Consider the following 15,613-nt stretch of genomic DNA (forward strand, 5'->3'; position numbering starts at 1 on the left):
CACCCCCTCCTACTCGATTATCTATGAAGATTTGAAAGTTTTGAAAACGATGACCAATCTACTTGAAATCTTAGGTAAACCATGAGATGTTCAATAAGAAAAAATCTCCAAAAAATGAGGCAGATGACTATGATTAAGAAAAGAATTCGTCATTTAGGAAGATCAAGGGATATTGTCTATGCCTTTACACGCCATGGTTTTGGCTATGTAATGAAGGAATTGGGTCTACTTGATCTGCTAGCAGTTCCTAAAAGGATATTCTTAGAAGGCAATAAAACAATTAGCAGTAAATCGACTGGTGAACGGATTCGATTGTTTTTAGAGGACCTTGGACCGACATTTATTAAAATTGGCCAAATAGCCAGCACCCGCCCCGACATTATTCCTAAAGAAATTATTGAGGAATTGGTGAAACTTCAGGACCAGGTTTCTGCCTTTCCGTTTGCGGAGGTAAAAAAAATTGTTGAGACGGAATTTGCAGATTCCCTGGAAAATTGTTTTGCATCATTTAATGAAATCCCTATTGCGGCTGCCTCAATTGGACAAGTCCATGATGCAGTTTTGCTGACAGGCGAACGTGTAGCTGTTAAAATACAACGTCCTAATATTGATCTAGTAATTGGGACAGACTTAGAAATTCTCCAGGATTTAGCAAGATTAGCGGAAAATCGCCTAGAGTGGGCAAGAAGGTATCAGATGCGTGATATTGTTAATCAACTAGCCCAATCACTGAAACAAGAACTTGATTATGAAAATGAAGCGCAAAATTCCGAAAAAATTGCTGCTCAATGTAAAAATGACGCTAAAGTATTAATTCCAAAAGTTTATTGGGAATACACTACTTCAAAGGTTTTGACGATGGAGTTTATTGAGGGAATTAAATTGACTCATGAAGAAATGCTTCAGCAAGCGGGTTATAATCCAAAGAACCTAGCTGAAACTGTGGTAAACTCTATCCTTCAGCAAATATTAATCGAAGGCTTTTTCCATGGAGATCCCCATCCAGGGAATATTCTTGCCCTGCCAGGAGAAAAAATTGCTTTTATGGACTTTGGAATTGTCGGGCGGATCAGCCCGGAAATGCGGGACCATGTAGCTTCATTTGTTATTGCCATGATGAATCAAAATACAAATGATGTCATAAGGGCGATTACCAAAATGGGCTTGGTACCAGAAAGTGTGAACCTCTCCCAATTAAGAATAGATGTCGACCACCTAAGAGAGAAATATAGCAATGTTCCTTTTAGTGATATGAGTGTAGGTGGGGCTGTAAATGAATTATTCTCGGTGGCTTTTCGGCATCAAATCAAACTGCCAACAGACTTAACATTGATGGGAAAAACGCTGTTAACGATTGAAGGGGTAGTGGAGAAACTCGACCCTGAACTTAGTATCATTAAGATTGCGGAGCCTTTTGGGAAGCAATTAATCCTTGAGCGGTTAAGTCCTAAAAATGTTGCAGAAAGAGTCTGGACTCAAGTAAATGAATATGGGGAGTTTATAAACGATTTTCCCCAAACCTTAAAAGATATCACTACCATTATGAAAAATGGAAAAATGAAAATAGATCTTACCACCCCCGAACTTGAATCATTTGTAAAAAAATTAAACCGAATTAGTAATCGAATATCATTTAGTATCGTTTTGCTTTCTTTTTGCATCCTCATGGTAGGGGTTATCATCGGAACGTCATTATCGGGTCAGTCCAACGAACTGTTTAGGGATTTCCCGGTTGTTGAAATAGGTTTAGTCATTGTAACTGATTTGTTTCTATGGCTGCTGCTCGCCATTATTCGATCGGGCAGATTTTAAACAAATCCAAATTTAAACTTTTGTAAAAAGTAGCAATAATTGTCCAGTCAGTGTCGACTGGATTTTTTATAGGAAAATATTAATTTATTCATCTAAAATTGAAAGCGTTTACATTAAATGCTGTTTCTTAGACCCACAATGAATAGATGTTGAAAAGTTTCCGACAATTTTCGTGCTTTTTTAAAATAATTTCTGAAGGCGTTTTCATTTGAAAGGGCGTTGTTATGCAATAAAGTTTATTTGATTATTAAACGATTTCTAAAATGAACGGAATTTGAAGAATTTTGTCGATAATGATAGGTTTACAAATCAAGTTTTTACTACAATAATTAAAATTATATTAATATTCTAATTATTTTGTCGAACCCCCAAGAATATGCACCGTTAACTGGAATGTTAATAGCAAATTCCAAAGGAGGCTCCAGTGACTAATGGTTTATCAACAAAAGCCGTGGCTGAAAGTGTATGACCCAAGGATTGATGAAAATGTTTCAATCGAACACGAATCCCTATATGAATTTTTAGAGAGTGCAGCAGAACGTTATAACCAAAAACCTGCATTTACATTCTATGGGAAAGTCTGGAGTTTCAATGACAGTAAAGTATTAACAGACCAAATGGCCGCTGCCCTGCATCATGCAGGAATGGCTAAGGGTGGCAGGTTGGCAGTCATGCTCCCCAATTCCCCACATTATATATTCACACTGTTTGGGGTTTTTCGACTGGGGGGAATCGCAGTCCAAGTTAACCCGATGTATGTCGAAAGGGAAATTGAACATGTATTGAATGACTCAGGAGCCGAATACATGGTAGTCCTTGATTCGCTCTACCCAAAGGTGAAGAAAATTCAAGCAGCCACTTCCTTAAAAAAGATTATTGTTGTACATATGGGGGGAGAAAGGCTGCAGCTTGATGACCAGGATGTTTATTATGAAGAGTTCCTACAAACAGGCGAAGGAATCCCTGAAATATCCATTGATCCGGAAGAAGATGTTGCCATTCTGCAATATACCGGGGGTACAACCGGACTGTCAAAAGGGGTTATGCTCACCCATAAGAATTTGCTGGCTAACTTTAACCAGGTGTGCGACTTTGCCTATAAAGCATGTGACAACAAGCCGGATGACTTTAAGATGATTACCGTTCTTCCATTTTTTCATGTATACGGACTATCTAGTACGGCGCTGTGTGGAATACGGGAAGGGGCAAATCAGATTATTCTGCCTCGCTTTGATCCGAAGGAGATTATGGAGATAGTCAAACGGGAGAAGCCATTCCAATTTTCAGGTGTCCCAACGATGTTCTTTGCATTAAACAGCATGCCGGGACTTGAAGAATGCGGGTTTGACCAATTTTATTACATAAGCTGCGGCGGTGCACCACTCCCAGTTGAAGCAGCAAAAGTATTTGAAAAAAGGACAGGTGCCAAGCTTTTGGATGGCTACGGTCTTTCCGAAGCATCTCCAACAGTCATCTTCAATCCTCCTTTTGTACCTAGAAAGTACGGCAGCATTGGCATCCCAGTCCAAAGTACCGAGGTAAGGATTGTCCATCAGACAAATGATGGCTATGTAGATGCTCCATTGGGGGAAGCTGGAGAATTAGTTGTAAGAGGCCCTCAAGTGATGAAAGGGTATTGGAACCGTCCAGAGGAGACCGCTGAGGTGATAAAGGATGGATGGCTGTTTACAGGTGATATAGCCCGAATGGACGAAGAAGGCTACTTTTACATAGTCGATCGCCAGAAAGATATGATTATTGCGAGCGGTTATAATGTGTATCCAAGCGAAATAGAGGAAGTCCTTTACCAGCTTGAAGCGGTGGAGGAAGCCTTGGTAGTTGGAGTTCCTGATCCATACCGCGGCGAAACTGTAAAAGCATACGTAAAGTTAAAACCGGGTTATTCGATTTCAGAAGAGGAAATTAAGCAATTTGGTAAGGCAAACCTGGCACCCTATAAAGCACCAAAAGAAGTTGAGATACTTCCTGAACTCCCTAAGTCGTCTGTGGGGAAACTTCTAAGAAGAGTGTTGCGCGATCAAGAAAAATTAAAAGTAAAAGTTTGATAGATTGGAGGAATGACAGGTGAGCGTTGAAGGTTTATTCAGTTTAAAAGGAAAAACAGCGATTGTCACGGGCGGCGGCCGTGGTTTAGGTCAGCAAATTGCTGAAATATATGCAGATGCAGGCGCTAATGTCGTCGTTTGTTCAAGGAACGTAGAGGCCTGCCAGGAAATAAGTGAAACCCTAAAACAAAAAGGTGCAAAATCATTGGCTCTAAAATGTGACGTTTCCAACCAAGAGGACATCCAGTATGTGGTCGATGCAACAATGAAGGAATTTGGCCAGATTGATATTTTAGTAAACAACAGCGGTACTAGCTGGGGAGCGCCAGCACTTGAAATGCCCGAAGATAAATGGGACAAAGTTATGGACATTAATCTAAAAGGAGTATTCCTGTTTTCACAAGCTGTTGGAAAAATAATGAAGGAACAACGATCAGGAAAAATCATCAACATTGCTTCCATTGCCGGTATTGGCGGCCAAGATCCACTGGTAATGGACGCAATTGGATATTCAGTCAGCAAAGGGGCCGTTATTACCCTGACAAAAGATTTGGCTGTTAAACTGGCTCCATATAATGTTCATGTTAATGCCATTGCACCAGGTTTCTTCCCAACCAAGATGACCAAAGTAATTTTGGGATTTTCCGGACAAAAAATTCTTGAAAGGACGCCCGCAGGTAGATTTGGTTCTGACAGTGATATGAAAGGACCTGCACTATTTTTGGCATCTGCTGCGTCAGATTATGTTTTCGGACAGGTACTGGCAGTGGATGGCGGAACTACCGCAGGAGTTCAATAATTGTTGGAGGTAAAATCACCGACATTGATTGTTATAGACTGGTACACGAAGTCAGTCTGAGAGAAAGGTTTGAATGGAAGCCATGCAACATGATGTTAATACACCTTACGAGGAATTACAGGCGGAAATCAATAAAAAAATATATGAATTTACAAATTGCCGGGCATTTACCATTGCCTTCGGAAGGGCCATGGAACAGCATCTTATCCAATTAGGAATATACAAAAAATTGACCACGAAATGGTTGAATTGTCTTGATATTCCCACTAAAGATGAATTGGCCGCAATTTCTAACCGAATGGTCAGGATGGTTGAACAGATAGATTCCCTTGATGATGTCATGTATTCAACGAATACACAACATAACCAGGCAATGAACCAGCTAAAATTGGTGCGGCACTCTTTCGAAGAGTTAAGGTCTGTCCTGAAAACGGAGATTCAAGAACTGAAGCAAAACAACATCCCGTCATTAGAGGCAGATTTAAAAAACTTAAAGCGGTTATTCCAAATTGATTATAAAGGAGAATGAACCATGTCAGAGAAAAATGAACAAGAAGTGGTAGAAACTGTCCCTGAAGAGACCCAGCTTTCCAGTCTTGACCTTATTTGGAAATTAGGTTTTGACGAATTGGACGCATGGGCGTCCCGCTTTAATAAGCGTGATGAACTGTTTTTGAAATCGGTTAGAAGCTTTGTGGAGAAGGCCAAACAAAACCGGGAAAATGTCAACACTCTCACCGAGCAATTCAGTAAAGAATTGAAGGAGTGGGAAAAAGCAGCCCGTGAAGAACTGCTTGTTACAACTACAACATTGCAGCACTTTTTTCCAGTAAGGTCATATGAGCAAATCAACAAAGCAGCCGATGAAATTCAGGAGAAAACAACCTCAATTTTATTGGCCCCAGTTAAATCTCTTGATTGCGGGCAAGCCTTGGACACTTATTTGCAAACAGTGGAGAAATATCTAGAGTTCAGAAAAAACGCACGCGAAAAATATATCGAAAGCGTGAAGAAAACGACCAATATCTTATATGAAAATCAAAAGCTATTTGTTGATTTGGTATCGAAACAAGTAAAAGCAGCGATCTTTCCTTTTCAGAAATACATGAAGAACCCGACGGAGCCGTCAAAATCATAACGAGGTGAAAAAAATGCCGGATAATAACAAAACCTATGATCCGTTTGAAGCATTCCATAAATATAGTTTATTGTGGGAAAAGCAAATTAATGATTTTATTTATCTTTGGACCAATAACAATGAATTTGTCAAAATGGCCAATGTAGGAACGGAAATCCACTCCCGCTATTTGGAAACGATGAAAAAGAATCAAGAGGCACTTGCGGGTGTTCTCAACTTGCCAACAAAAAGTGATGTAACCAATGTAGCAAACCTGACCATTCAGGCAGAGGAGAAAATTGAGGCACTCGAGGAACAAGTTTGGGACCTGCAGGATTCTGTGAAAGCCCAAGCCAAAGAAATTGAAAGTGTAGTAGAAGTGTCTAAGGAAATTATTAAACTCACCAAACAGCTTAAGACTGAGCTGGTAAAAACCAAGAAAGAACTGACTGATTCAAGAAATGTGTACGAAGAACTTCAGGAAATGAAATTCGAAATAATGAAGCTGGCCGGAGTTAAAGAGGAACTAGAATCATTAAGAAGCCTTATGGAAAAGGATATGAAAGCTCCCGAACTGTCCGGGGCAGGTTCATCCAAGTAAGCATAAACAGGAGGGCAGGAAATGGCTGTTGAGATACCAAAAAAAAATTTAATACCGAATTTTGATTATCAAAAAGAAGCATCTCGCTGGAGAAATGTGTTTAAAATTCTTACGGAGCCCGAACCCAAAATGGGGCATACGCCAAGAGTGGAAGTGTGGCGGAAAAATAAGTCAGTTCTTTGGCACTATCCTGCTAAACAAAGAAAATATGAAATACCATTATTCTTTGTCTATTCCTTGTTTAACAAACCCTACATACTAGACGTTGCCCCTAAGGCAAGTGTGATTGAGGGGTTGACAAATATGGGGTATGAAGTCTACTTGTTAGATTGGGGTTCTCCAGGTTATGAGGACAAAAACATCGGTCTCGATACGTATATTGAAAAATACTTGAGAACCGCTGTTAAGCGCGCCATACGTCATTCCGGGGCAAAGGAGATTACATTGGTTGGCTATTGCTTGGGAGGAACGATTGCGTCCATTTACGCCTCTATAGCAGAAGAACCTATCAAGAATTTAATTGTAGCTACCGTACCAATCGACTTTACGGCCTTTACCGGTCCCGACAAATGGGCAGAAGGCCTGCGGAATGGTGACTTCAACATTGATCATTTTATTGATGTATATGGAAACATTCCGCCGCAATATGTGGAAGGAATGTTTAGGGCCATTGGGGCACCGATTTATTTCACCAACTATACGATGCTGTTAAATCGTGCCCATGATTCAAAGTACGTGGATAAATGGCGTCGAATGAACAAATGGACATTAGACCAGGCTCCCTTTGCAGGAGAAGCCTACAGGCAACTGGCAGCCGACTTGTTTAAAGAGAACAAGCTCGCCAAAGGGGAGCTTGTTATTGGAAATAAGCGGGCAGACTTAAGGAATATTAAAGCCAATTTATACGTTATTTCGGGGTCGAGAGATAACTTGATTTTAGAAGAGCAAAGCAAGCCAATCATGGACTTGGTCTCAAGTGAAGATAAAACTTATATTGTTGTGGAAACCGGACACGTCGGATTAGCTTTATCCGGATTATTTGCCAAAATAGTGGACCAATGGGCTCAAAGTCGGTCTAACCAAATAAGTTAGGTTTGTGTCATAAATTTGTGTACAAAGTTATATATATTTCTTGAGGGGAAGGGAGAGGAAAGGCCTACCCCTTCCTCCGTTAACTTGCAGATCGATGTTTATTTAAAAAGCTGCGCAATACATCATTAAAAGCTTCAGCAGCTTCCAATTTGGCAACGTGGCCAGTTTTTCTGAAAATGACAAACTCCGAGTGGCGAATTTGTTTATGCATCATCAATTGCACCCACACTGGAATGACGGAATCATATTGGCCGCCAATGATAAGTGTAGGGACTTTTATTTTTGATAACAGACGTAGGTTATTGACCTTTAAACAAGCTTCCATTGCCTTGAAAAAGTATTGTTGATTTGGCTGATAGTATTGATAAAAGCTTTCAATATTTTCAGGTGACCATGAATAGAGGCATACCTTTGCAGCAGTTTCTTTAATAATCTCTGCAGGTTTATTTTCTGCACGGGCTCTGCGGTATCGGACAAATAATTTTCCAAGATTTTTGGGGGCATAGTGGAAGGTGCTGACGAGCATAAGGGACCTGCACTTCTCAGGGGCATGCCTGTAAATTTCTTGTGCAACCATGCCACCCATAGATAATCCACAAATATGAGCGCTTTCAATTCCAAGCTCATTTAGAAGACCAATGACATCGTGAGCAAAGTTCTTAATCGATATTTCCCCCGGCTGATCATACTCTCCATGTCCCCTTAAATCAGGGATAATTAAGTCATACTCATCGGCTAATTCAAATTGTTTGACCCAGCCTTCCTTTACTTCTCCTAGTCCATGAATAAACACCAGAGGCTCTCCTGAACCAAGTCGGATATAAGGAATTTCAGCACAGTTTATTGATACTTTATTCAACTTCATTCCTCCCAATGTATTTTTATCTAACTTTTTTCCCTAAAATTCTCCAGTGCAAACGTTTAAACGTACGATTAATTTATTATATAATTCATGGTGATAAAATATTACGTATAGATGTACTTTACATATACGGTCCTACATGGGTACTTCTTGGACATGACATCTATCATGTTTTGAACATGACATGTATGACTGCCGCTTGTAATTCTTTTTCATTATAATTTGGATATCTAATAATGAAGGAGAATCAAAAATGAGCAAAGAAACTGTTAAATCGTTGCGAAAACAGGTGGCTCCATATGAAAAGTCAAATACAAGAGAGAGCATTTGGCAAATCATCAATACCCTCCTGCCTTTTTTTCTGTTATGGGCACTAAGTTACATGAGTTTGCCATTTTCTTATGCTCTGACATTAGTATTCGCAGTCGCAGCAGCTGGTTTTTTAGTACGGACATTTATCATTTTTCATGACTGCTGTCATCACTCATTTTTTAAAAATCGCACGGCCAATAAAATTCTTGGGACCATCACGGGCATCTTAACCTTGTTTCCTTACAGTCAGTGGCAACATGATCATTCTGTTCACCATGCGACAAGCAGTAATCTGGATAAACGGGGGACCGGGGATATATGGATGCTGACAGTCGAGGAATATATATCTGCACCAATTTGGAAAAAAATACAGTATCGTCTCTATAGAAACCCATTTGTTATGTTTGTGTTAGGACCGATCTATGTTTTTGTCATAAAAAACCGCTTTAACCGTAAGGGTGCACGGATGAAAGAGCGTTTTAATACGTATCTTACAAATGTTGGGATTGTTGGAATGGCAGGCATTCTTTGTTGGTTGATCGGATGGGAATCCTTCCTTTTGGTAGAGTTTCCAATCTTCTTAATTGCTGGTTCAGCAGGAATTTGGTTGTTTTACATCCAGCATACATTTGAAGATTCCTATTTTGAGGGAGATCCTCAGTGGGAATATGTACGTGCAGCTGTAGAAGGAAGCTCGTATTATAAGCTGCCAAAATTGCTTCAATGGATGACCGGGAATATTGGTTACCATCATGTTCATCATTTAAGTCCAAGAGTGCCGAATTATAAGCTTGAAGAAGTTCATAACCAGACTCCAGACTTACAAAATGTCCCAACGATTACATTGACAACAAGTTTGTCCTCGATAAAGTTTCATCTTTGGGACGAGCATAACAAACGGTTTATTGGGTTTAAGGAAGCAAAATTTTTAGGTAAAATAAAGAGTGTTTAAAGGGAAATTTACTTATCTTTTTGATAAGGTAGAGAAAAAGGAATAGATGATCCAAAAGGAGCCGTTCATGATTAAAAAGTATATGACATTTCAGAAAAGCAATGGGATAGCGCCTTATATTTGGACGATTCTTTGTATACTGCCTTTTTACTTTATTTTTCAAGCTCCTACAACGACCCAAATTGTTGTGGGACTCTTATTAACTTTATCATTCTTTATCCTTTATCGAATCGCGTTTATTTCAAAAGGATGGCTAGTATACGTTTGGACGTTAATCCTGATTGCAATATCGATTACGGCAACCAGTTTATTCAGTTACGTGTATTTTGCTTTTTTCCTTGCTTACTTTCTTGGGAATATTAAAGACAGGATTCCTTTTTTAACCTTATATTTTATTCACTTGCTCAGTACCTCAGTTTCAATTAATTATAGTATTGTGATGCAGGAAAAGTTGTTTTTGCAGCAGTTGCCATTTGTTATTATTGTTTGGATTAGCGTCATCTTACTTCCATTTTCCATCCATAATAGGAAGGAAAGAGACCAACTAGAGGAAAAGCTGGAGGATGCCAATAAGCGCATAGCTGAATTGGTAAAGTTAGAAGAGAGACAGCGAATTGCCCGCGACCTACATGATACACTCGGCCAGAAACTTTCTATGATTGGTTTAAAATCTGATTTAGCTAGAAAGTTAATCACAAAGGATCCTGAACAGGCAAAAAATGAATTAAAAGAGGTTCAACAAACTGCCCGGTCAGCATTAAGTGAGGTCAGAAAAATGGTATCTTCCATGCGCGGAATCCGGGTTAAAGAAGAGATTCACCGCATAAAGGAACTTTTAAACGCAGCCCAAATTAATTTGGAAATAAAAGGAGACTTGACTTTGTCGAATGTTTCATTGTTTGCCGAAAATATCTTAAGCATGTGTTTAAAAGAGGCAGTTAATAATGTGGTAAAGCACAGCGGAGCAAGTAGTTGTTTGATTTCCATTGAACAGTCCGAGGAGAGGATAGAGCTTATCATCCGGGATAATGGCCGTTTTAAGGGGTCTGAAAAGCAGTTGGCAGAGGGGCATGGATTGATTGGAATGAAGGAACGGCTGGAATTTATTAATGGCAGTTTAGATGTGAACACATCTAAAGGAACTGCTCTTATTATCAAAGTTCCGAAAGTTTTAAAGCCCCTCCATAATCAGGAGGTTACAGGATGATTAGAATCGTAATTGCGGAGGATCAGAAAATGCTGTTAGGAGCTTTCGGGTCATTGCTTAATTTGGAAGATGATATGGAAGTTGTCGGGAAGGCGGAAAACGGGGAACAAGCTGTTGCTTTAGTGAAAAAATATCATCCAGATGTATGCATTATGGATATTGAGATGCCTGGCAAAAGCGGACTTGAGGCTGCGGAAGAACTGAAGGAAGATGGCTGTAAAGTGATTATTTTAACAACATTTGCTAGGTCTGGTTATTTTCAGCGGGCGGTAAAGGCCGGCGTAAGTGGCTATTTGCTAAAGGACAGTCCAAGTGAAGAGTTGGCTTCCGCGATCAGGAGCGTTATGGCGGGGAGGAGAATGTATGCGCCTGAATTAATGGATGATGTTTATGCAGAGGAAAATCCCCTTACCGATCGTGAAAAAGAAGTTTTAGAACTTGTAGCTGATGGAAAAAACACCAAGGAAATTGCTGACGAGCTAAAAATAAAAGCTGGTACTGTTCGTAATTATATATCCATTATCCTTGATAAATTAGAAGTAAAGAATAGAATTGAAGCAATAACACATTCAAAAGAAAAAGGCTGGTTTAAGTAGTGGTTGAACCGAGACGGAGCAGACAAAAACCTGGATATGCTGCTCCGTCTTTCTTTTGAATTTAACAAAGTTTTACTGGGCTAATAAAACTTTTTATATATTGATAAACCTCCATGGGACGTTCTTCGGGTAATGCATGTCCAGTTTCTTTTATCACAATGAGTTCGGAATTAACCAAGTCTTTGTTCAGTTTCTCTCCCACCTCAAGCGGCATAGATTTATCATGGTCCCCCCAAATTAGCAGGCAAGGGGTTTTTATTTGTTTAAGAACTTCTGGAGGTAAATCCCCTTCACGATCACGAATCATCCTGGTTAGAGCCACAAAAATTTCATCCTGAAGGAAAGGTTGGAGATAGCCATTTATCATTTCTTCGTCGATAAGGGAGTGGTTATAAAGGGCTCCTTGCAGATTCTTTTTCACTCCCGTCCTGGCGAACCAGTACTTTACAAACCGATGAAAGAATGGCAGATAGCTTGTTAGAACAAGAGGCAGCTTGGCCCGTTTTAAGTACGCCGAGCTGCAAAGCAGGATTGCTTTATCAGCCAGTTCTTGACGCAAATGCAGGATATTAAGGACGATTTGTCCTCCCATTGAATGACCAATAAATGTAATTTTTTTCAATCCAAACGATTCAATTAGCTGAATCACTGTGTTAGCTAAATTTTTGTATGAATACACATACCGGTTACACTTCGCACTTTTTCCAAAAGGGGGAAGGTCAACTGACAATACCTGATACTCCCTTCTTAATAATGAGATTAAGTGTCGGTACGTAAATGTGGAAGAAAGAAAACCATGCAATAAAACGAAGGTTTGGTCAGTGGCCGAATTTGGGTAGAATTCATAATAAACCTCGATATTATTAATAGTCTTATGACCAGATAATACGTCGTCTTCCATCAATCCTTCCTCCTAAAAATGAAATAATTAGCAGATGTTTTTAATGTTCCCCGAAAATCTCAGCATACGCACGTAAATTTATATGAGTAAAACGGAAATATAAACAATTTTTAAGATTATCTTTTAATATTCTCTTTTTTTGAAATAAAGTGTTTGAATTTTTAGAAAATAAACTGTATAATGGTAAAAAGCTCAAGGAGTTGATTTCCATGGATAAGAAATTACTTAATTCACCACAACATTCGGATGAAGGCACTGATTCATTTGTAGCCGAGATGTTTCTTAAAAATGTCCTGCTTGAATTCAAAAGAGAGAAAATCCGCAAGGAAATCGACCAAACGTTACAAGAGGGAAATAAAGAATTATTTCTCAAACTAACAGAAGAATTAAAGAAAATTTGTTAACTCACTTCCATAATGAATGAAACTACAAAGAAGCCCTGTCCGGAAAGGACAGGGCTTCTTGGCCTGTAAGGGAAAAGGAAGATTTTCATCATTACTGGACATGCTATCGAATAGGAGAGATGATGCATGCGTGATGTGATTATAAAGGAATTATACAAACTAGAGGAACAGTATGATGTAAAAATATGCTATGCGGTTGAATCCGGGAGCAGAGCATGGGGTTATCCTTCAAGGGATAGTGATTACGATGTAAGGTTTATTTATGTGCATCAGCCGGATTGGTATTTATCAATAGAGGAGAAAAAAAGAGGGGTAATCGAACAAAAAATTCATGATTCTCTTGACCTCAGTGGTTGGGAATTGCGTAAGGCATTAAGATTGTTTAATAAATCCAATCCCTCTATTATGGAATGGCTGAACTCTACAAATGTATACCTGGAATCATATTTAGTAGTTAAAATGAAGGACTTGCAGCCGAAGCTGTTTTCACCTTGTACCTCCATACACCACTATCTAAGTATGGCCATAAGCAATTTTCAAAAGGTGGGCCAATCGGAACTGGTGAAACTCAAAACCTACTTAAATGTTCTTCGTCCCATTATGGCAGGGAAATGGGCAGCCACTTACCAATCTGCTCCTCCACAAAGCTTTCAGAAGTTAGTGGAACATCTCATTGAACATGAGCAGGTGAAGAAGGAAATCCAATTATTGCTTAAAAAGAAAAGTGATGGGTACAAAACAATGAATAAGCTCGAAATACCCACTATATCTGAATTTATTCCTACCGCTATTAGCGAATTAGAGAAAAACATCGAAACTATGGACAAGGCGACAAGACCATATGACTATACCCCGGAACTCAATAAATTGTTTAGGAATGTACTTCAAGAAATATGGTCGTAGTTTCTATTTGGGATGAAACACTTTTACGGTTGGAGTTACACTCCTATAATTTCACAGATGAATATCTTCTATAATGGCATGCTTTAACATATACCTGTAAGGAAGAGGCTGACCCCTTATTAGAGTCATCCTTTTTTACATCTAGAGGGAGAGAGGGAAGCTATGCCAAGCGGGATACATCAAGTTGAGATTAACGTACCTATAAATGTCATTTGGGAATTCGTCAAGGATATGGATAATTGGGCCCCACTGGTACCAAATTATGTATCACACGAAAAATTAACAGAACGAACATCAACATGGGAATTTAAAAGCGATATTGGAATTATAAAAAAGAAAATAAGTTTATTGATTGATATAATAGAGTGGCTGGAACCTACCAAAGTTTGTTTTACGTTAAAGGGCCAAAAAGATAAATATTCCGGAGAAGGCTATTTTGAGGCTAAAGCTATAAATCACAAAAAAACAAAACTAACTGGATATTTAGAAGTTAATGTTAATGGAAAGTTAAGCTCAGCTGTAAATTCCAAACTAGAGTCGGTTTTGCCGGAAGCAGTGGAAGAAATGGCAAATGCCATTTCTTCCAAACTGGTTGAATTAATTAGTAAATAACGTTTGACTAAACGAGGATGGCTCAACAGGTGTCGAATCTGACTCCTGATGAACCATCTTCGTTTTATTGTTTTGGCTCGGTTAAATTTGGCTGTTGATTTCCGAACCAGTCGCGTTTAACAGAGCCTTTGTCTTAATATACTCCCCAAAAAATTAAGAAAAAGTTAAGCTTTGGCTGATAGGGTATAGTAAAATCACTATCCATAAATAGTAAGCGGGAGGCAAGGATCATGATTGCTAATATAGATAAAAAAGGAGTGAAAATTCTTCTAACGGTGACACTGCTCGGCATGGGACCTCTTTCAACCATCACGCCGGTACATGCAGAAAGTGTCACAGTACCCGAAGAGAGCCAATCAGCTAATGCTCTGTCAAAGCTCCAAATAGTAGGAATTGAGCTGGATAAGCCATTCTCTCCAAGTGAGACTAAATATTCTGCTATCGTTGAAAATCAAGTTAGTTCAATCCAGCTGCTTGTTGAAAGCACAAGCCCGAATGCCACAATCACGATTAATGGAAAACCTGTTATTACCGGAACAAATTTAGATTACCAGCTGGAAACGGGGGAAAATCTTTTTACCATAACAATTAGTGACAGCATTCATCCGGTTGTTACCTATCAGCTCATTGTAACACGGGAAAAAAGCAGCAACAATCAGCTTCAAAATATTGCTCTTTCTAGCGGCAAACTGTCACCCAATCTAACATCTTCTACAACGGAATATTCTGTCCAAGTCGCAAATGACCAATCTACTATAACGATTAAGCCGACAGCGGTTGATTCTAGAGCGACAGTGAAGGTAAATGGGAAATCAGTCCAGGAAGGCGGGGAGTTAGTCGACCTGCCAGTAGGTGATAGTATTATTGTTATTAATGTTGTAGCAGAAAATGGCGCACAAAAAAACTATACGATAACGGTAACAAGGGCTGCAGCCAGTTTGGGGAAATCATCTGCTGATAATGCTGCGCCAAGCACTAGCATGGTAATGGCTTCGAGTAACGCTGCAAGAAATAGTTTCGTTCCAGCGGACAGCACTTTAGTAAAGTCTAGTACACAAGTAACTGACACAGAAAAGGTAAGTTATGCTAAATTGTCAAGTTTATCTGTTTCTGTAGGCACGTGGGACAGTGAGTTTTCTGCTGACGAATATACCTATCATATCAGTGTTTCCCATGAAATAAATACTGTTACCATCAACCCGATTGCTGCCCATAACAGTTCATCCATCGTGATCGAAGGCGGTACAAGCCAGACCATTCAGCTTAACGAAAATAAAAAGACTGTGATTTCGATTGTTGTAAATTACAGTGATGATGACCGGAAAACCTATGTACTTGTATTTGATAAAAATTAACAGGCTGAATTTTCAAAAAACC

General features: G+C 39.2%; 16 protein-coding genes. 14 read left to right on the forward strand and 2 right to left on the reverse strand.

Features of this window, described 5'->3' with window-relative positions; all coding sequences use genetic code 11:
• Positions 1-129 precede the first annotated feature (129 nt).
• The 7 genes from BN2425_RS07870 (at position 130) to BN2425_RS07900 (ending at position 7,487) form a co-directional block, all read left to right on the forward strand.
• On the forward strand, positions 130-1,812 hold the full coding sequence (locus BN2425_RS07870; protein WP_042457312.1) for an ABC1 kinase family protein: 1,683 nt from the start codon (positions 130-132) through the stop codon (positions 1,810-1,812).
• Between the two features lie 431 nt (positions 1,813-2,243).
• Positions 2,244-3,878, forward strand: a complete 1,635-nt coding sequence (locus BN2425_RS07875) for a long-chain-fatty-acid--CoA ligase (protein ID WP_052352805.1) — start codon at positions 2,244-2,246, stop codon at positions 3,876-3,878.
• Between the two features lie 19 nt (positions 3,879-3,897).
• On the forward strand, positions 3,898-4,677 hold the full coding sequence (locus tag BN2425_RS07880) for an SDR family oxidoreductase (protein WP_042457315.1): 780 nt from the start codon (positions 3,898-3,900) through the stop codon (positions 4,675-4,677).
• A 73-nt stretch (positions 4,678-4,750) separates the two neighbouring features.
• The gene (locus BN2425_RS07885; protein ID WP_042457319.1) at positions 4,751-5,206 is read left to right on the forward strand and encodes a hypothetical protein; all 456 of its coding nucleotides are present in this window, start codon (positions 4,751-4,753) and stop codon (positions 5,204-5,206) included.
• Between the two features lie 3 nt (positions 5,207-5,209).
• The gene (locus tag BN2425_RS07890; protein ID WP_042457322.1) at positions 5,210-5,815 is read left to right on the forward strand and encodes a hypothetical protein; all 606 of its coding nucleotides are present in this window, start codon (positions 5,210-5,212) and stop codon (positions 5,813-5,815) included.
• Between the two features lie 13 nt (positions 5,816-5,828).
• On the forward strand, positions 5,829-6,395 hold the full coding sequence (locus BN2425_RS07895) for a poly(R)-hydroxyalkanoic acid synthase subunit PhaR (RefSeq protein ID WP_042457325.1): 567 nt from the start codon (positions 5,829-5,831) through the stop codon (positions 6,393-6,395).
• A gap of 21 nt (positions 6,396-6,416) precedes the next feature.
• Complete coding sequence (locus tag BN2425_RS07900; RefSeq protein ID WP_052352806.1) at positions 6,417-7,487, forward strand: alpha/beta fold hydrolase; 1,071 nt, start codon at positions 6,417-6,419, stop codon at positions 7,485-7,487.
• Between the two features lie 79 nt (positions 7,488-7,566).
• On the opposite strand, the gene BN2425_RS07905 is transcribed toward BN2425_RS07900, so the two are convergent.
• Positions 7,567-8,346: an alpha/beta fold hydrolase gene (locus BN2425_RS07905; protein WP_042457327.1), complete on the reverse strand. Its 780-nt coding sequence runs from the start codon at positions 8,344-8,346 to the stop codon at positions 7,567-7,569.
• 256 nt (positions 8,347-8,602) lie between these two features.
• Here BN2425_RS07905 and BN2425_RS07910 point away from each other — a divergent pair, with 256 nt between their 5' ends.
• The 3 genes from BN2425_RS07910 to BN2425_RS07920 all read left to right on the forward strand — a co-directional run bounded on the left by BN2425_RS07910 (position 8,603) and on the right by BN2425_RS07920 (position 11,416).
• Positions 8,603-9,613, forward strand: coding sequence for a fatty acid desaturase (locus BN2425_RS07910; protein WP_042457329.1), 1,011 nt, complete (start codon positions 8,603-8,605; stop codon positions 9,611-9,613).
• 67 nt (positions 9,614-9,680) lie between these two features.
• Positions 9,681-10,820: a sensor histidine kinase gene (locus BN2425_RS07915; RefSeq protein ID WP_042457332.1), complete on the forward strand. Its 1,140-nt coding sequence runs from the start codon at positions 9,681-9,683 to the stop codon at positions 10,818-10,820.
• A complete protein-coding gene (locus BN2425_RS07920; protein WP_042457335.1) occupies positions 10,817-11,416 on the forward strand; it encodes a response regulator transcription factor in 600 nt (199 codons plus the stop codon). The genes BN2425_RS07915 and BN2425_RS07920 overlap by 4 nt, the downstream gene beginning before the upstream one ends.
• Positions 11,417-11,477: 61 nt before the next feature.
• Here the strand turns inward: BN2425_RS07920 and BN2425_RS07925 are convergent, their stop codons facing one another.
• Entirely contained in the window at positions 11,478-12,317 is an 840-nt protein-coding gene (locus BN2425_RS07925) for an alpha/beta fold hydrolase (protein ID WP_042457337.1), read from the reverse strand.
• Positions 12,318-12,526: 209 nt separating this feature from the next.
• On the opposite strand from BN2425_RS07925, the gene BN2425_RS07930 reads away from it, so the two are divergent.
• From BN2425_RS07930 to BN2425_RS07945, 4 genes are all read left to right on the forward strand, one after another.
• Positions 12,527-12,721 carry an IDEAL domain-containing protein gene (locus tag BN2425_RS07930; RefSeq protein ID WP_042457341.1) on the forward strand — a complete coding sequence of 65 codons (195 nt, stop codon included), beginning with the start codon at positions 12,527-12,529 and terminating at the stop codon, positions 12,719-12,721.
• A gap of 126 nt (positions 12,722-12,847) precedes the next feature.
• A complete protein-coding gene (locus BN2425_RS07935; protein ID WP_042457342.1) occupies positions 12,848-13,624 on the forward strand; it encodes a nucleotidyltransferase domain-containing protein in 777 nt (258 codons plus the stop codon).
• 162 nt (positions 13,625-13,786) lie between these two features.
• A complete protein-coding gene (locus BN2425_RS07940) occupies positions 13,787-14,236 on the forward strand; it encodes a CoxG family protein (protein WP_042457344.1) in 450 nt (149 codons plus the stop codon).
• Between the two features lie 230 nt (positions 14,237-14,466).
• Positions 14,467-15,591 carry a cadherin-like beta sandwich domain-containing protein gene (locus BN2425_RS07945; protein ID WP_042457346.1) on the forward strand — a complete coding sequence of 375 codons (1,125 nt, stop codon included), beginning with the start codon at positions 14,467-14,469 and terminating at the stop codon, positions 15,589-15,591.
• The last annotated feature ends 22 nt before the right edge of the window (positions 15,592-15,613 follow it).

Origin of the sequence: Neobacillus dielmonensis (genome assembly GCF_000612665.1) — a bacterium.
GTDB lineage: Bacteria > Bacillota > Bacilli > Bacillales > Cytobacillaceae > Neobacillus > Neobacillus dielmonensis.